This is a genomic window from Lacticaseibacillus jixiensis, assembly GCF_042847315.1.
Classification (GTDB): domain Bacteria; phylum Bacillota; class Bacilli; order Lactobacillales; family Lactobacillaceae; genus Lacticaseibacillus; species Lacticaseibacillus jixiensis.
The window spans coordinates 1-17,684 of the sequence record NZ_BAAFPR010000027.1 but is presented as its reverse complement, the minus strand read 5'-3'; the positions used below and the strand labels follow the sequence as shown (position 1 = coordinate 17,684).

At 53.1% G+C, this 17,684-nt stretch carries 12 protein-coding genes; 8 read left to right on the top strand and 4 right to left on the bottom strand.

Annotation, left to right across the window (positions count from 1 at the left end; genetic code table 11):
• The first annotated feature begins 29 nt into the window (after positions 1–29).
• The 3 genes from ACGG90_RS12835 (at position 30) to ACGG90_RS12825 (ending at position 5,497) form a co-directional block, all read left to right on the top strand.
• Positions 30–3,701 carry an MMPL family transporter gene (locus ACGG90_RS12835; protein ID WP_390410005.1) on the top strand — a complete coding sequence of 1,224 codons (3,672 nt, stop codon included), beginning with the start codon at positions 30–32 and terminating at the stop codon, positions 3,699–3,701.
• A gap of 424 nt (positions 3,702–4,125) precedes the next feature.
• Positions 4,126–4,941 carry an HAD family hydrolase gene (locus tag ACGG90_RS12830; RefSeq protein WP_390410004.1) on the top strand — a complete coding sequence of 272 codons (816 nt, stop codon included), beginning with the start codon at positions 4,126–4,128 and terminating at the stop codon, positions 4,939–4,941.
• The gene (locus ACGG90_RS12825) at positions 4,934–5,497 is read left to right on the top strand and encodes an LOG family protein (RefSeq protein WP_390410002.1); all 564 of its coding nucleotides are present in this window, start codon (positions 4,934–4,936) and stop codon (positions 5,495–5,497) included. The genes ACGG90_RS12830 and ACGG90_RS12825 overlap by 8 nt, the downstream gene beginning before the upstream one ends.
• Positions 5,498–5,680: 183 nt before the next feature.
• Here ACGG90_RS12825 and ACGG90_RS12820 read toward each other — a convergent pair whose 3' ends face one another.
• Genes ACGG90_RS12820 through ACGG90_RS12805 form a run of 4 tightly spaced genes read right to left on the bottom strand, consistent with a single transcriptional unit; the run spans position 5,681 to position 9,510 of the window.
• Entirely contained in the window at positions 5,681–6,133 is a 453-nt protein-coding gene (locus ACGG90_RS12820; RefSeq protein WP_390410000.1) for an Rrf2 family transcriptional regulator, read from the bottom strand.
• Positions 6,134–6,164: 31 nt separating this feature from the next.
• A complete protein-coding gene (locus ACGG90_RS12815; protein WP_390409999.1) occupies positions 6,165–7,043 on the bottom strand; it encodes an NAD(P)H-binding protein in 879 nt (292 codons plus the stop codon).
• 3 nt (positions 7,044–7,046) lie between these two features.
• The gene (locus ACGG90_RS12810; protein ID WP_390409998.1) at positions 7,047–8,576 is read right to left on the bottom strand and encodes an ABC transporter permease/substrate-binding protein; all 1,530 of its coding nucleotides are present in this window, start codon (positions 8,574–8,576) and stop codon (positions 7,047–7,049) included.
• The gene (locus tag ACGG90_RS12805; protein ID WP_390409996.1) at positions 8,569–9,510 is read right to left on the bottom strand and encodes an ATP-binding cassette domain-containing protein; all 942 of its coding nucleotides are present in this window, start codon (positions 9,508–9,510) and stop codon (positions 8,569–8,571) included. Before ACGG90_RS12805 ends, ACGG90_RS12810 begins: the two co-directional genes overlap by 8 nt.
• A 369-nt stretch (positions 9,511–9,879) precedes the next feature.
• Between ACGG90_RS12805 and ACGG90_RS12800 the strand changes: the two genes are divergently transcribed.
• From ACGG90_RS12800 to rpoD, 5 genes are all read left to right on the top strand, one after another.
• Positions 9,880–10,731 (top strand): hypothetical protein, encoded by an 852-nt coding sequence (locus tag ACGG90_RS12800; RefSeq protein ID WP_390409994.1) that lies wholly within the window; start codon positions 9,880–9,882, stop codon positions 10,729–10,731.
• Positions 10,732–11,016: 285 nt separating this feature from the next.
• Positions 11,017–11,913, top strand: coding sequence for a glycine--tRNA ligase subunit alpha (gene glyQ / locus ACGG90_RS12795; RefSeq protein WP_390409992.1), 897 nt, complete (start codon positions 11,017–11,019; stop codon positions 11,911–11,913).
• Positions 11,913–13,982, top strand: a complete 2,070-nt coding sequence (gene glyS / locus ACGG90_RS12790) for a glycine--tRNA ligase subunit beta (protein ID WP_390410041.1) — start codon at positions 11,913–11,915, stop codon at positions 13,980–13,982. The genes glyQ and glyS overlap by 1 nt, the downstream gene beginning before the upstream one ends.
• A gap of 138 nt (positions 13,983–14,120) precedes the next feature.
• Positions 14,121–15,968, top strand: a complete 1,848-nt coding sequence (gene dnaG / locus ACGG90_RS12785; protein WP_390409990.1) for a DNA primase — start codon at positions 14,121–14,123, stop codon at positions 15,966–15,968.
• A 48-nt stretch (positions 15,969–16,016) separates the two neighbouring features.
• Positions 16,017–17,129 carry an RNA polymerase sigma factor RpoD gene (gene rpoD / locus ACGG90_RS12780; RefSeq protein ID WP_390409988.1) on the top strand — a complete coding sequence of 371 codons (1,113 nt, stop codon included), beginning with the start codon at positions 16,017–16,019 and terminating at the stop codon, positions 17,127–17,129.
• The last annotated feature ends 555 nt before the right edge of the window (positions 17,130–17,684 follow it).

The following is a 17,684-nucleotide window of genomic DNA, read 5'->3' as shown; positions in this document are numbered from 1 at the left end:
TGGTTGAAGAGTGTAGGGGATGGATAACCGTGAAGCAGTTTAGTGAGAAACATTATCCGGCGTTGATCGCGTGGATCGTGATCGTGATCGTGGCGATCATTGCGATGCCGAATGTCTCGCAGCTGGTGCGTGACAAAGGTGCTGTGCGTTTGCCTGATTCAGTGCAAAGCCAAGTGGCCACACGCATCGAAAAGCAGGCCAACAATAACAAGTCGGTGCGCACATACACCGCCGTTTTCAGCAACGGCGACAATAAAATCGACCATGCGCAAAGCAATAAGATCGATCACGCCTTAGCCGATTTGAAGAACGAATCCGGCTTGACTGTCGAGAAGGTCATGGGACCTAACGACAACGCGCAAACCAAGAAACAATTGCGCGCCAAAGACGAAACGACCCAACTGGCACAAATCACCGTCAAGAAAAACGGCCAGATTTCCAGTCAAGTCACGAAGCTGCGCAGCCAACTCAAGCTCAACGGCTTAGACACTTATATCACCGGTGTTGACCCGTTAAACGATGACTTCTCCACTGTCACCGAGCGCGGTATTCAAAAAACTGAGCTGATCGCGGTGGTTTTCATTTTCATCGTGTTGATCTTGGTTTTCCGCTCACCGATCGTGCCGCTGATTTCCTTGGCCAATGTCGGCGTGGCGTTCATCACCAGCTTAAGTATCGTGATGAATCTGGCGGCCCACTTCAACTTCCCGCTTTCCAACTTCACCCAAGTGTTCTTGGTCATTGTGCTGTTTGGGATCGGGACAGATTACAACATCCTGCTATATGATTATTTCAAAGGCCAGCTGGCAGCCGGCGTAGCGCTTCCTGAAGCGGTTAAAGAAACCCGCCGCCATGGCGGACGGACCGTGCTGTATTCCGGCTTGTCGGTGCTGATCGGCTTTGCCAGTTTGTGGATGGCGAAGTTTTCCTTCTATCAAAGTGCTTCAGCGGTGGCCATTGGCGTCGTCGTCTTGTTGCCGGTGCTGTTAACGTTAAACATGTTCTTCATGGCAGCACTAGGCGAGCGGATGTTTTGGCCAAGCAAAGTCTCTGGCGGCGAAGGTGCGTCCAAGTTGTGGCACGGGTTGTCGCGTGCGGCGATCGCCCAACCGGTTGTGGCGTTGGTCGTGGTGTTAGCCATCGGCGTGCCTGCGGCGTTGGGTTATGATTCGGAGTTGAACTTCAATAACGCCGATGAAGTGCCATCCAGTTACCAATCCAAAGCCGGCTACTTGGTCATTCAAGACCACTTCTCCAAAGGCATGTCGGCGCCGGCGACGATTTACATCAAGAGTGACAAGCGCTTAGACACGCAAGCTAAGCTGGCCGCGATCGATCAGCTGACCCAATACTTGCAGCAAGAACCTGGGATCAAAACCGTCGCTTCCGTCACTGAACCAGGCGGCAGCAAGCTTTCCCAGCTTTACCTCAATGATCAACTTAAAACCATCACCAACGGCTTGAAAGATTCGCAAGCCGGCTTAAAGAAGATCCAATCCGGCCTTGGTGAAGCCAACACGCAACTGGGCAGCTCGAACATGAACGACCAACTGGCCCAAGTGCAAAAGCTCGCTGATGGCTCCAGTCAGCTGCAATCAGGCGTTAAGCAATATACCGCTGGGGTATCAGCATTAAACAGCGGCACCAAGGCTTTGGCGTCTGGCAACAGTCAATTGGCTGCCAGCACCAAAACCGCCAGCAACGGCGCCGGCGCTTTAGCTGCCGGTGCAAATCAAGTGGCTTCCGGCAGCCAGCAGCTCAACAGCGCTACTGGCCAGCTGGCTTCAGGCGCTAACCAAGTGGCAAGCGGGGCCAATCAAGTCGCAGGCGGTACGCAATCGGCAGTCAACGGTTCTAAAGCCTTGGCTTCTGGTGCTAATCAAACTGCCGCAGGCGCCACCAAAGCCGCCCAAGGCGCGGCCCAAACCGCCGCTGGGGCCGCACAAGTTTCCGATGCTGCAGGCCAAGTGGCTAGCGGCACCCAGCAGTTATCCGCTGGGACCAAGTCCTTGAATGATTCCATGGGCACCGTCACCACCAGCGTCAAGCAATTAACCGGTGGCAGCGCAGAATTAGCCACCAACATGAAACAACTCAATTCGCAAATGAGCGCGCTGCAAGCGCAAGCGAAGTTGTTAATGGCGGCGATGACTAACGACCAGAACAAACAAACCGCTGCCGCGGCTTCAACAGCAGTGACTGCGGCGATGACCAAACTCACTGGCGCGATCAGTCAATTGACCACTGGCGCCACTGGCCTTAACACCGGCATGAACAGCTTCACTGCAGCTTTGCCGAAGATGACCACTGGCGTCAATGATCTGGCGGCAAACGCCAGCAAGTTGGCTTCAGGCGCCGGCCAAGCGGCTGCCGCTTCTAAGCAAGTCGCAGGCGGCACCCAACAAGTCGCTTCAGGCACCGCACAAGTGGCGACAGCAACGCAACAAGTTGCTTCTGGCAGCAATGCCTTAGCCGCTGGTGCCGGGACTTTAGCTAACGGCGCCAACCAAGTCGCCGGCGGGGCCAACCAAGTCGCATCCGGGGCCAATCAGCTTAATGGTGCCACAACAAAACTGGCTTCTGGCAGCGGCACTTTAGCCAGTTCCACGCAAAAGCTTGCCAGTGGCTTAGCCGCTTTAAGCGGCGGGGCCAATCAAGCGGCCAGCGGGGCAGCACAAGTGTCTGCTGGTACCACGAAGCTTAACAACAACTCTGCGCAACTTGATTCAGGCGCCACGCAAGTTAACGCCGGGGTGCAAGAAGTCAATGACAAGCTCAAAGGCATGTCTGGTCAATTAAAGACTTTAGGCACAGGCTTAACCGCTGCCAATAAAGGCTTAGGCACCATTGCTTCTGGCAGCAAGACCATGCGCAGTTACTTGACAGAACTGGAAGGCTCTTACATCGGGGATGATTTCTATATTCCTCAAGCTTCGATCCATGCCAAAGCCTTCCAGCCGTCGCTTGATACGTACATGTCCTCGCATAACAAGATCACTTACTTTAACGTGGTCTTCAAAGGCGATCCGAATTCCACCACGGCCAACAAGCAGTTCAAGACCATGCAGCGCGACTTACAAGCCCAAGTCAAACATTCTGCTTTGAAAGGCAGCACCGTGGCCATCGGCGGGCAAACGTCACAGGACAACGACTTGCGCACCTTGGCTAATGGCGACTTCCAGCGGACCGCGACGATCATGATCATCGGCATTGCCATTGCCTTGATCGTGGTGACCCAATCCGTCTTGCAGCCGCTGACGATTCTAGGGACTTTGGTCACTGCGTTCTTTGCTTCAATGAGCATCACGCGCTTGGTATCGGCGCATGTCTTAGGCGACAGCTTGTTGAGTTGGAACACACCGTTCTTCACCTTCATCATGTTGATGGCCTTAGGGGTGGATTACAGTATCTTCTTGATGATCCGCTATAAAGACGACAAAGCCGAACCTGACTTGAAGCAGCGCATGCTTAAAGCTGCCACGACGATCGGCGCCGTAGTGGTATCTGCGGCGATCATCTTAGGCGGGACCTTCGCGGCGTTGATTCCAAGCGGTGTCACCACCTTGATCCAAGTGGCACTAGGTGTGATCTTCGGCTTAGTGATCTTGGTCATCTTGTTGCCGATCGCCATGAGTGGTTTGATCAGCCTCAATGAGTGGCATGAGAATCGCGAACACGAAACGAAACCAAAGCATAGCTAAATAGTTACAAAGGACGGGGCCAGAAATTTCTCAAATTTCTGATCCCGTCCTTTTTTTATTTTTCGAATAATAATGAATAGGGATTGCCCGATTGCCCGCCTTTATTGCCATTAGGCGAATCCCATCTGCTTATTTACCTTTTGTGCCGGCAATGTGCGGGATGAGGAAGGAACGCATGCGATGAATGAGTACCCGCAATTGTCATCGGCACACAATGATGTCGCGACGGATCTAACTGATCAAGCCTTTCAGCACCCCCTGTGATGTACCACATTTAGCAGTAGCGATAGGTGCGATTTGCCTTGGGTGGTATCACGGCTTATCACACGCCGGGTTGCTTTGCGCGACTGAACCAAGCATCTGAGGTACCATTTTTGCCAATTATGCGTATACTAAAAAATGTAACCGAGAAAGGATGTCCAACTTGACTCAAATCAAACTGATCGCCTCTGACCTTGACCATACCTTGTTGACCGAAGACGGCCAACTGCCGCCGGACTTCTACACCACTATTCGCCAAGTCCATGCTGCCGGGATCCACTTCGTTGCCGCCAGCGGCCGTCCGCTGTACACCTTGCGTCCCATGTTTGAACCGGTGAAAGATTGCGTGAGCTTGGTTGCCGAAAACGGCGCCGTGGTGATCCGCGACGGCGAAATGGTTTATTCGCAATTCATCCCTAAAGCCGATTATGTGCGCTTGATCAACTACACCCATGCCCAAAAGCTGGGCATTCCGATTTTATGTGCCTTAGATTCTGCATATGTCGGCCCAGATGGCGCGGCACACACTGAATTTCTCGGCCGCTTCTTCAAGCGCTTGGAAGTGGTGGATGATTTGCGCAATTTAGATGTGCAACTGGCCAAGTATACGGTTTTCTATCCGGAAAAGCAGACTTATGACGTGTTTGAACCCGATTACGCCACACCGCTGGCGGCGGATTTTCACGTGACGATCGGCGGGGATTACTTCTTGGACATCATGCACAAAGTCGTCAACAAAGGCCATGCGTTAACTGAGTTAGGCAATTTGTTAGCCGTGACGCCGGCTGAAATGGTGGCGTTTGGCGATAACCTCAACGACACCGAAATGCTGCAGTTGGCAGGGCATGCCTATATCGTAGCTGCGGCCACCGACAAGCTCATGCCTTATGCCACTGCGCGCATTGGCAGCAACAGTGATTACGCTGTGGCGACAATGATTCAAGAAATCTTGGCAAATGGAGGGCAGATCAATGAGTAAAATCGCAGTTTATTGCGGCGCCAACATGGGCAATGACCCGGTATACATCGGCGCTGCCAAGCGCTTAGGCGCATGGTTGGTGGAGAATCATTATGGACTGGTGTACGGCGGGGCCGGCGTTGGTTTAATGGGCATCTTGGCCAAAACCGTGATGATGAACGACGGGCAAGTCACCGGCATCATGCCGCAGAACTTGTACGACCGCGGCGCCGGGTATTCTGAGTTGGAAGATTTGATCGTAGTGCCGAATATGGCGACTCGCAAAGCCGAAATGTTGCGCATGGCCAGCGGCTGCATTGCCTTGCCAGGCGGGCCTGGGACCTTAGAAGAAATCGCCGAAGCCTATTCTTGGGCTAGAGTCGGCGACAACGACGCGCCTTGCGCCTTTTATAACGTCAACGGTTACTGGGATCCTTTGGCCGCCATGTTTGACAAAATGGTCGACAACGACTTCTTATCTGCCGAACATCGCAGCAAGCTGCTGTTTTCAGACGACTTAAATGCCATTGGCGACTTCTTTAAGCAATACACACCACCGACTTTGCGCAAGTATTAACACTTGGCGTTAACTCGATCAAGCACAGATGTTGATGGATCGCAGAAAGCCCCATCCTCCTTAATTGGAAGATGGGGCTTTTGTGATTGGTTGTCGGCGCTGTGCCGTCAGAGTTGTTGGCTAAGAAGCCGCTGGTGTCTTGATGGATGGCGATGATGTGCTTGATGCCTTGCCTATTGGCCTTTAGCGTGAGGTATTGTGGGCAACGTGCTTGGCTTGCTCCCGGGCTAAGATGTCATCGATGATCTCAGCTAACGTGTGTTTGGCCATGCTGGCTTCGGCGTCTTGTTGCACGGCGGCATAAATCGTATCCAAGGTGTTTTGGATGTTGCCGCCAACGATGCACAGCGGATTGGTTTTCTCGTCGATGTGCAACAAATTGCGGTTGTCTTCAACGGCTAAATAAACATCCAACAAAGTGATTGCTTGGGGATCTTTGGCCAGCGTCAAGGCGACTTTGCCAGGCTGGCTATTGAGCAGTCCGGCTTTGACCAGCTTTGACATCATCCGCCGCACCATGCTGGAGTTGGCTTCGACGCTAGACGCAATGGCGCTGCTGGATAAATCGCCGTCGGCATAGATATGGACATAAGCCAGAATGTGGACGGCGTCACTTAGTTTATGAGAATATTTCATCGATCGGCACCTCGTCGTTAGTGGTTTGGAATCAGTCTCGAGCAATTGGCTTGGGTTGATAGTTGCGCTTTAGAAAAGACAGCATACTTTCTGGCAGTGCACCAGTGATGGTTTGAAAATCTGTGGTTGCTTGATCAAACAGCCCCAAGGCCCCAGCCGCATACATACTGGCCAGCTCTTGACCATCGCCTTCAGCTGCGTAAATACGGCCAAATTCTGCGTTAGACACCGGTGCATAGCCAATTTCGTGGCCAGTGACCGTGGTCATGATTGCGCCAAGTTCCGGCATGGTCAACGCTTTTGGCTGCGTCAAGGTGTAGCTTTGACCGGCATCGCGCAAGGCTGGGTCAACCGCTAAGTGGGCAATGGCTTTGGCACTGTCAGCTTGGGTGATAAAACTCATCGCTTGATCGCCGACAGGGTAGATCAAGGCCTTGCGGGCGATCAGCTCCGGCAGATAAGGCACCAGCGGATCAGCATACAACGCATTCTTGACCACGGCGTAATTTAAGCCGCTGGTGGCAAGCCGCCGCGGCGCATAAGCGTAGTAAGGCGACATGGTGAAGGGGTTGTTTTCCTGGTCGGCATAGAAGCTGACAAAGATGACTGATGGGACCCGGGCAAGTTTAAGCGCTTTGAGCGAATTCTCAAATTCGGTGATGCGCTGCAAGACGTCGTAGGTCTTGCTGGGGATGTAGATCACCACGTCTTGGCCGGTGAACGCTTGGGTCATCGTATCAACATTAAGGTAATCAAGCGGGGCCACGGCAAGCCCGCGCTCAGCTAAGGCGCTGGCCTTGGCTGGGGTATGTACCGCAGCAGTCAAGGCACTGGCTTTGACCAAATCAACAAGTTCATCAATCACTTTACGGCCAAGATGGCCGGTGGCGCCGGTAATCAAATATTTCATCAATTAATTCTCCTTAAGCAGATGATGGGATTGCAGGTATTGTTTGGCGATCGTCGCGGCTTTGTGGTGCTGGACGGTCACTTGGTAATTCATTTGCTGCATGTCTTGCGTCGAGATCTTGCCGGCGATGCGGTTCAAGCTTTTGACGATTTGCGGATGCGCTTTGGCAAAACTCGTCAGCATCAAAGGCGAGCCTTGATACGGCGGGAAGAAGGACTTGGTATCTGCTAACACCACCAAATGGTACTTCTTGATTTGCGGATCCGTGGTGTAAGCATCCGTGACATCCAGGCTGCCTTGGGCCAGTGCTTCATAGCGCAGTGACGGCTCCATGGTTTTGACGTTGTGAAACGCCAAGCCATAAGCTTGCTTCAACCCGGGATAGCCGTCGCTTTGTTGATAGAAGTCCGGATCAAAGCCCGCGCGCAATTCGGGATGCTGAGTCAAATCAGCGATGGTTTTGAGGTGATATTTGGCCGCGGTGGTTTGGGTGACGGTCATGCCATAACCGTTTTGATAGGCCATTGGCGGTAGCAAAGTCATGTTAAACTGCTTGCTTAACGCGGTTTTGCCAGCTTGGTAAGCTTGGGTTGGGTCGTGGCTGATGGGCTGGTTGGTTTTCACCAGCGATTGCAAGACGGTGCCGGTGAATTCAGGGTAAATATCGATTTGCTTGGATTTCAGCGCTTTAAACAAGAAGCTGGTGCCGCCAAAATTACGCTTCAAGGTGACATGCACGTTGGGGTCATCGGCTTCGATCAGATCTTTGTACAGGTTGATCAAAAGCTCGGGTTCACCGCCCATTTTGCCGGCAATGGTGATGGCCGTCGTTTTAGGCGCAGTTGCTGCATGCACACCATAAGCGCCGCCGATAATCACGACCAAAGCCGCGCCGCCGATCAGCAGATGCTTCGGTGTGGTGTGGGATAACACTTTGATCAGCCAGCTGGCGATCAAGGCCAACACGGCGGCTAACACGGCACCAATCAACAAGGCGGCGTTGTTGTTGCTTTGAATGCCGAGCAGGATGTAGGTCCCTAAGCCGCCGCCACCGATCAAAGCCGCCAAGGTGGCGGTACCAATGATCATCACGACGCCGATGCGAATGCCTGATAGGATCATCGGCATCGCCAGCGGCAGCTGCACACGCAACAGCTTATAGCGGCGCGAAACACCCATGGCATCAGCGGCTTCGATCAACAGCGGATCGATATTGGTCAACCCGGCATAAGTATTCTGAAACACCGGCATGATCGCATACAAAACCAAAGCGATGATCGCCGGCACCGTACCGATACCCACAAACGGGATCAACAAGCCCAAGATCGCCAAGCTGGGAATGGTTTGAATGATGCTGGCGATTTGCAAGACGAATTCGCCGGCGCGCCGGTGGTTCATCAAGCCAATAGCCAAGGGAATGGCGATCAAGATCGTGATAAGGGTGGCGATCACCGCCACTTCAATGTGCTGACCTAAGGCGACCAAGATCTCATGGCTATTGGCTTGGGCGTAGTGAAGGGTTTCATTAAGCATGCGGCGCGTCCTCCTGATGTAAAGTGGCAAGATAGCCGATCAGGTCACTGGCAGTCAGCTGCTTGGCGGCAACTTGCACGACCAAGCCGGGTTCGACTTTGAGCATGGCCGCCCATTGATAAATAGATGTCGTGCTTGACAGGGGCTTGGCAGCGGCTGTGATCGGCTGACCAAAGCCGGCAGCCAGGACCTGCGCCAAGGTGCGCTGCGCGGCAATGACGTCTTTGAAGAAATCCGCGACAAAAGCGTTGGCTGGCGCGGCGATCACCGCTGCAGGTTCTGCGATTTGCTGCAGGCGCCCGTTATGCAGCACCGCCATGTGATCGGCTAACCGCAAAGCTTCTTGCATATCATGGGTGACGAAAATGATGGTGGTGGCAAGTTCATGATGCAGCTTCAAGATCAAACTTTGCAGCTGCCGCTTAGACACTGGGTCCAAGGCGGAGAACGGTTCGTCCATCAAGATCAGCTTCGGATCAGCGGCCAGCGCGCGGACAATGCCAACGCGCTGAGCTTCGCCGCCAGAAAGTTCGGCAGGTTTGCGACTGGCATAAAGCTTTGGGTCCAGATCAACCAGTTGCAACAGGTGTTCGATGCGCGGTTTGATGCGGGCCTTGTCCCAGCCTAAAGCTTCCAGCTGGACAGCGGCATTTTGCATCACGGTCATGTTGGGGAATAAGGCACTGGACTGGAGCACATAGCCGATGTGGCGGCGCAGTTGCTGCAGATCTTGGTCAGCCACATCGACCCCATCGATCAAGACTTGGCCGCTGGTGGGCACGACAAGGCGATTGACAGTTTTCAACAGTGTGGTTTTGCCACTGCCGGAAGGGCCGACCAGCACAAAGAGTTCGCGGGATTCGACGCGTAAATTAACGGCGTGCAGCGCGGTTTCGTCAGCATATTGTTTGGAAATAGCTTTGAATTCGATCAAGATATGTACTCCTGTGATTTTGTAATTAACCTGTTGTTTTAATGTTAACACCATTTCGACGTTTTACAACAAAATATTGAGAAATTGTCGCTTTGTGTGCAGCTGACAATCGGCAGGTGACTTTGATGACGAAGGCAACCCAGCACAGCCGACGCGTTCATCACCAATCAACTGGACACCAAAACGCTATCGCCGCATTTGCAACAGCGTTTGTTAGCAGTTGACGCACAATTTCGGTGATGGCTTTGAGTAAATCAAGGATAGAAATTTTCAGTCTTTACACAGGAACATGCGTTTGCTATACTAACCTTGACTATGAGATACGGACAAACTTGACGTCAATGCTGAAACAACATTGGAGGCGATCACATGGACAACCTGCCGTCATTAGAAGTACTGATCCTCAAGCTTCGCCGCTATGCTGAATTGCAAAGTCTGGCCCAAACACTGTTAACGCCTAAGATGTATGCGGCTTTGCCACCGCGACCTAAGCTGGTCCAATTGCGCGAGGCCATTATGCGCCGGGCTGGCACCAACGTTCGCGTACGCCAGCGCTTGGCTAGAGTACTGTATGCAAGAATCGAAGTCACCGCCACCACCGCACAAGAATTGCTGGGCATCAATGTGGGGCTGCGCAACAAGTTAATTGCAGCCAACATTTTGGTACCAACTTCACAAGTCCCCAATCTGTGGGGCAAGGGCATGGTCAAGCTGATTTCCTATGCGAATGTGCTTGCTTGCTACCATGATCCAAAGTTCCAGGCGCTTAAAGCCGAATATGAAGCCCACCACGAAGCACGCAAAGCCAGTGCTGCCAAAGCCGTCGCCACCAAGCTGGCACAAACCCGCAAGCAAATTGCCGACTTTGACCTCACTGTGAAGCGGGTACCTTTTAAGAAACTTTATGCCAAGGCCTTAAACAGCCGCCTGGCGTTTCTCGAGGAACTAGCAATCGAGCGCGGCCGCTTTGATCTGCTTACCAGCTATGCTGAATTAGCCCAAGCGCCAGCCGAGGTGCAGAATCGCTGGGTAGACAACTATATTCGCCATGAACTGACTAATTATGATGAAGCCGAGCACTTGCTGGCGGGGATGACTGGTAAAAACCAAATGTACGTCAATGAATTAGCCGACAAAGTGACTGCCGAAATCCAACGGGTTTATCCTTTCTATCACCAAGACACGTATCTGGCCCAATATTTGCGACCAGCGGCGCCATGACGCAGTTTAAGTGCCAAGCCGCTTGCAGGCGATTAGCGGCAATGGTATACTTAACTCAATATTTCGGTGATGAGAGAAAGGTTTGCCAAGTTGCAGGATCAAGCGAGCGTGGGGCAGTGGAAGCCGCGTGACTGTGTTGGCAGATGGCGTTTTCGAACCGATTCAAGCAAGTGCGAAGCAGCTGCTTCGAAATAGGGTGGAACCGCGCAGAAGCGTCCCTATGTCAGTGAATGGCATAGTGGCGCTTTTTTTTGTTTGCATCACCGTTAATCAAAGGAGAAGAACATGACCAAGAAAATGTCTGTGCAACAAATGATCCAAACGTTGCAGCAATTCTGGGGCGACAAAGGCTGCATGCTGATGCAATCTTATGACACCGAAAAAGGCGCCGGCACCATGAGCCCGTATACCTTCTTGCGCGCCATCGGCCCAGAACCTTGGGCGGCAGCGTATGTGGAACCTTCCCGGCGGCCAGCAGATGGCCGTTATGGGGAAAACCCCAACCGTTTGTACCAACATCACCAATTCCAAGTGGTGATCAAGCCTAGTCCCAAAGAAGTGCAAGAATATTATTTGGATTCTTTGCGGGCGCTAGGGATCGAGCCTTTGGAACACGACATTCGCTTTGTTGAAGACAACTGGGAGAACCCTTCAATGGGTTGCGCCGGTGTGGGTTGGGAAGTTTGGCTGGATGGCATGGAAGTCACGCAGTTCACTTATTTCCAAGTCGTCGGCGGCTTAGAAGTGTCACCAGTCACCAGCGAAATCACTTACGGTGTGGAACGCTTGGCTTCCTATATTCAGGATGTGAACAACGTCTTTGATTTGGAATGGGGCGACGGCGTGTTATACGGGGACATTTTCAAAGAACCGGAATACGAACACTCCAAGTATTCCTTTGAAGAATCCAACCAAGACATGCTGCTGCAATTCTTCGACGCCTATGAGAAAGAAGCTTGGCGCTTGATGGACTTAGGGCTGGTACACCCGGCATATGATTACATCTTGAAGTGCTCACACACCTTCAACTTGCTGGATGCCCGCGGCGTGGTTTCTGTGACGGAACGTGCCGGGTACATGAACCGCATTCGCAAGATGGCCCACAAGGTGGCGCGTGCTTTCGTGGCAGAACGCAAGAAGCTTGGCTTCCCATTGTTGGCTCACCAAGAGGAGGCAAAATAATCATGTCAAACTACTTATTAGAAATCGGCTTAGAAGATATGCCGGCGCATGTGGTTACCCCAAGCGTCAAACAATTCGCGCAGAAAACCGCCAAGTATCTCAAAGACAACCACTTGGCCTTCGGTGAGATCCAACAATTCGCCACGCCGCGCCGCTTGACGCTATACATCAAAGATATCGCCGCCAAACAAGCCGACGTGGTTGAAGACGTTAAAGGCCCAGCCAAGAAAATCGCCCAAGACGCTGACGGCAACTGGACCAAAGCGGCGATGGGCTTCACTCGCGGCCAAGGCATGACTGTTGACGATATTGAATTTCGCGAACTCAAAGGCGTCGAATACGTCTACTTGCACAAAGCCACGCCAGGCAAGCCGGCGCAAGAACTGCTTAGCGGCTTAATTGATGTGGTGAAGTCTTTGACTTTCCCAACGCGCATGAAGTGGGGCAGTTACGACTTCGAATATATCCGCCCGATCCACTGGCTGGTATCCTTGCTTGACGATACGGTGGTACCGATGCAGCTGTTGGATATTCAAGCCGGCCGCACCACCCAAGGCCATCGCTTCTTAGGCCACGCGGTAGAATTAGCCAATGCCGATGAATATGTTGATGCATTGATGGCCCAGAAGGTGATCGTTGATCCGGCTGAGCGCAAGCAAACCATTCGCCAACAAATCGAACAAATCGCCGCTAACAACGACTGGACCATCGATTTAGACGCTGACCTCCTAGAAGAAGTCAACAACCTGGTGGAATGGCCCACCGCCTTCTTTGGCGAATTCGATGCCAAGTACCTGGCGATCCCAGAAGCCGTGTTGATCACTTCCATGAAAGACAACCAGCGCTACTTCTACGCCCGGGACGCTTCTGGCAAGATGGTCAATGCCTTCATCGGGGTGCGAAACGGCAATTCCGATTACATGGCCAATGTCATCGCCGGCAACGTCAAGGTCTTAACGGCCCGCTTGGAAGACGCCGCGTTCTTCTATGAAGAAGACAAGAAGAAGTCTCTGGCTGATTTCACCAAGCGCTTAGAAACCGTTTCCTTCCATGACAAGATCGGTTCGATGTCTGCCAAAATGGCGCGCACCAAAACCATCGCCGGCGTTTTGGCCGATCAATTTGGCATTAGTGACGCCGACAAGCAAGCTTTGTTGCGGGCTGCTGAATTGTACAAATTCGACTTGGTTTCGGCCATGGTGGGTGAATTTGCTGAATTGCAAGGCGTGATGGGTGAAGTGTATGCCAAGTTGGCTGGTGAAACCCCAGCCGTGGCCCAAGCGATTCGCGAACACTACATGCCGATTTCAGCTGACGGGGCTTTGCCAGCCAGCGTCCCAGGCACATTGTTGGCTTTAGCCGATAAGTTGGAATCGTTAATGAGCTTCTTTGCCGTTGACTTGATCCCAAGCGGCTCCAATGATCCTTATGCGCTGCGCCGGCAAGCCTATGGCATCGTGCGCATGATCGCCAACGCCCATCAGCCTTTTGACATTGATGCCGTGGTGGCCAAGGCCATTGATGCGCTGCAAGCTGCCGATCAATTAGGCAGCTTGGATTATCACAAGAACGCGTCAGCTTTAAGCGACTTCATGCGCGACCGGGTCAACCAATACCTCAGCACCCAAAACATTCGCCATGATATTGTTGATGCCGTTTCTGCGGCACCAACAGTTGATGTTGAAGGCATGATCGATGCTGCGGCGATCTTGGCTGCTCATAGCGACGACGCTGATTTCAAAGCCGTCATCGAAGCGCTGGGCCGCGTGACGCGCATTGCCGACAAGACGCCAGAAGCCGGCAAGGTGGATCCGGCGTTGTTTGATAACGCCAGTGAAGGGGCGTTGCATGACGCTGCAGCCAAGGTGCAACAAGGCTTTGATCCGGCGCCAAGTGAGGCCAACTTCAAGGCTTTGGCTGGCTTGACTGAAGTGATCAACACGTACTTTGACGCCACCATGATCATGGCTGACGACGCGGCAGTGCGCACCAATCGGCTGCGTGAATTGAGCAGCTTAGCCAAGCTGATCCATCAATTTGGGGATGTGGCCCAAGTGATCGTCAAATAACCACCGCTATGCCCCTTTACATTTAGTGAGGTAGTGGGTATACTATAGGTTGCAGTATTTTGCCCGTCGATGCAAAAAGTCGCATTTCGCCTGAAGTGCGACTTTTTACCGCTATGCGCAGATAAGGGAGGGACGCCAATGGCAGGGAAGATTCCCGAAGAAACTGTCGCGCAGGTGCGCGCTGCGGTAAATATTGCCGATTATATCGGTCAGTATGTGCAATTGCACAGCGCAGGGCAGAACCTGTTTGGCTTGTGTCCGTTTCATGATGAGAACACCGGCAGCTTTTCGGTCAATGAGTCCAAGCAGATCTTCAAGTGCTTCTCTTGCGGCCGCGGCGGCAACGTGTTCTCCTTCGTGATGGATTACGACAAGTTGTCGTTTCCCGAAGCGGTGGCCAAAGTCGCCGCTTATGCCAACATGCCGTTGCAGATCGATGTCAGCACGCAAACCAAGGCTGAAGACCCGCAGATCACCGCGCAGAAATCCTTGCTGCAAAAGATCAGCGACTTGTGCCACCACATCTTGGTGAACACCGAAATCGGCCAGCCGGCCTTGGATTATCTGACCAAACGCGGGTTGACGCAAGCCACGATCGATCATTTCGATATCGGCTACGCGCCGCAAGATCGCCAGCTGATGCGCAAATTTCTGGATAACCAAGGCGTTGATTACGCCACGCAGCGCGCCAGCGGCTTGTTTACAGAAGACGCTGACGGTCAGTTGTTTGACCGCTTCAACGACCGGGTGATGTTTCCGCTGAAAGACGTTTATGGCAACGTGATCGGCTTTTCTGGGCGGGTGTTGACCCCGGGCAATCAAGCCAAATACTTGAACAGTCCAGAAACGGCCCTGTTTAACAAGCGCGATGTGTTGTTCAACTTGGATGGCGCCAAGAACGAATTCAAGCAATTCGGCTCAGCGGTGCTGTTTGAAGGGTTTATGGATGTGATCGCTGCCTATCAAGCCGGCGTGCCGGTGGGCATTGCCTCAATGGGCACCAGCTTGACCAAAGAACAAGTCGGCATCATCGCCCATCACACCCGCACGTTAACGATTTGTTATGACGGCGATGCCCCAGGGCAAAAGGCGACAGCGCGGGCGTTAGAGTTAGTGGCCAACCAGCCGCGCTTGACGACGCAAGTGGTGGCAATGCCAGATGGCATGGACCCAGACGAATATATCAAAGCGCGTGGTGCGCAAGCGTTTGTGGCGCAGGTCCAAACGGTCTTAACGCCTAGCGCGTTTCGGTTGAATTATCTGGCTATGGGCCGCGACATGCAAAACAACGCCGATAAACTGGCGTATCTGGATGACGCGCTGAAAATCGTTGCCCAAGCAGGCACTGCCGCTACCCAAGCGGTGTACTTGCAGCAAATCGAAGCTTTGACTGGCGTTTCGCAAAGCGCCTTGCAAGCTTCGCTGCCGCAAGCGGCACCGCCAGTGGCAGAATCAGCGCCTTATGGGACCCCGCCGCCGGAGCCGGAAGAATATGGGCAGCCTTACTACCCGGATCAATTCGGCGCAACCACGGCGGCGCCTAGTGCGCCAAAGTTTGATAAGTTTGAGCGGGCTGAGCGGACGTTGTTAGCGCAAGCTTATGCACAGCCAATCGTGGCGCGGCGTTTGCACACCAGCGACTTTCGCTTTGCCCATGCGGCTTATCAGACGCTGTTTGATGCCTGGTGCAATTACATCAGCGATCATGCAGATGGCGCTTTTGCCGGGTATTTGGACACGGTGCCGCCAGACTTGGTGCAAACGGCGACTGACTTGTCCATGATGCAGCTGCCTGAGTCAGACGAGTCGTTTATCGACGACTTGATCGCCCGGGTGCAAGAAGAATCAGTTTACGCCCAGCTGCAACAAGTCAAACAAGCCTTGCACCAAGCCCAACAGCTTGGCGACAAGCTAGGGGCAACCAAGCTTAGCGTGCAGTACATCCAGTTGATGCGCGCGTATAAGACCAACAGTGATGTTGAGTAGGTTAACTCGGGTCCGGCTGTTGCGGACTCGTGATAAGGAGGAACTTTAATGGCTGACAAAACGACCAAGACAGATCCAAAATATGATGCTGCGGTTAAGAAGATTCTCAAAGACTACAAGAAAGACAAGCAGATCACCAACAGCGACTTGTTCGCGCAAGTGGTGAAGCCCTTCGCATTGAAGAGTGAAGCCGTTGATGATTTGATGCAGCGCCTTGAAGACAATGGGATCTCGGTCGTTGACGAAAACGGCGATCCAGACGTTCGCTCGATCAAAAGCACCAAGGCCGTCACGAAGAAGGAAATGAAAGACGTTTCGGCTCCCAGCGGCGTGAAGATCAACGATCCAGTGCGGATGTACCTCAAGGAAATCGGTCGCGTGAACTTGTTGACTGCCGATGAGGAAGTCGCTTTGGCGTTGAAGATCGAACAAGGTGACCAAGAAGCCAAGCAGCGCTTAGCCGAAGCCAACTTGCGACTGGTTGTGTCCATTGCCAAGCGCTATGTTGGGCGCGGGATGCAGTTTTTGGATCTGATCCAAGAAGGCAATATGGGCTTGATGAAAGCCGTTGAGAAGTTTGATTATCGCAAAGGGTTCAAGTTCTCCACCTACGCCACTTGGTGGATCCGTCAGGCCATCACACGTGCCATCGCCGATCAAGCCCGCACGATCCGCATCCCTGTGCACATGGTCGAAACCATCAACAAGCTGATCCGGATCCAGCGCCAGCTGCTGCAAGACCTTGGCCGCGAACCAACGCCTGAAGAAATTGGTGCCGAAATGGATATGGCCACTGAGAAGGTGCGCGAGATCTTGAAGATCGCCCAAGAACCAGTTTCGTTGGAAACGCCTATTGGTGAAGAAGACGATTCGCATCTTGGCGACTTTATCGAAGACCAAGACGCTACCAGCCCAGAAGACCATGCCAGCTACGAACTGCTGAAAGAGCAGCTTGAATCTGTGCTGGATACGCTGACTGATCGCGAAGAGAACGTGTTGCGTTTGCGGTTTGGTTTGGATGATGGCCGCACCCGGACGCTTGAAGAAGTGGGTAAGGTCTTTGGTGTGACCCGTGAACGGATCCGCCAGATCGAAGCCAAGGCTTTGCGCAAATTGCGCCACCCGAGCCGCTCCAAGCAGCTCAAAGATTTCCTCGAATAAGCAGTATGAGCCGTCGCGGCAACGCGGCGGCTTTTTATATACCAGAGGGGAGCAGCCCGCTTTTAGCGGTGGATATAAGATGGGATGACGTTTGGGCGGTTTTGGCCCAAGCGGCGTCACAGCTTATATCACGCCGCGTTGGGCTGCGCAGCTCGACGAAAAACCAGAGCGGAGCAAAGCGGGTTTAGCGGGTCAGATAGCCTAGCCATGGTGTTTGAGGCGCCCTTTGCCTCGAGCACCATGGCGTAGCTAGCTGCACCCGCGTTGCTTTGCGCAGCTCGACGAAGACCACAGCGTAACAAGCGAGGACTCAGTCAAGGCGTGGTTTTGGCACAGCCCCCGGACTGGTGTTGCTCCGGCACGTGGGGCCAACCAGACGGCGCAGGCTGTGCGGCCGGCTCCAACCGCGCTGAAGTACGCGCGTTTTACGCCTGTTATGAAGTGACCTTTGTCAAGCCACAATTTCGTCTTTATCAATGACATCAAGAAGCTTCAGAATCGAGTCCATCGACGATTAGCCACTCTGTTATCCGTGGATTGGTTACCACTAAGTTA

Excerpts from the sequence above, each read along its gene's own strand:
- ACGG90_RS12825 (WP_390410002.1), top strand. The coding sequence starts at position 4,934 with ATGAGTAAAATCGCAGTTTATTGCGGCGCCAACATGGGCAATGACCCG.
- ACGG90_RS12820 (WP_390410000.1), bottom strand. The coding sequence starts at position 6,133 with ATGAAATATTCTCATAAACTAAGTGACGCCGTCCACATTCTGGCTTAT.
- ACGG90_RS12815 (WP_390409999.1), bottom strand. The coding sequence starts at position 7,043 with ATGAAATATTTGATTACCGGCGCCACCGGCCATCTTGGCCGTAAAGTG.
- ACGG90_RS12810 (WP_390409998.1), bottom strand. The coding sequence starts at position 8,576 with ATGCTTAATGAAACCCTTCACTACGCCCAAGCCAATAGCCATGAGATC.
- ACGG90_RS12800 (WP_390409994.1), top strand. The coding sequence starts at position 9,880 with ATGGACAACCTGCCGTCATTAGAAGTACTGATCCTCAAGCTTCGCCGC.
- glyQ (WP_390409992.1), top strand. The coding sequence starts at position 11,017 with ATGACCAAGAAAATGTCTGTGCAACAAATGATCCAAACGTTGCAGCAA.
- dnaG (WP_390409990.1), top strand. The coding sequence starts at position 14,121 with ATGGCAGGGAAGATTCCCGAAGAAACTGTCGCGCAGGTGCGCGCTGCG.
- rpoD (WP_390409988.1), top strand. The coding sequence starts at position 16,017 with ATGGCTGACAAAACGACCAAGACAGATCCAAAATATGATGCTGCGGTT.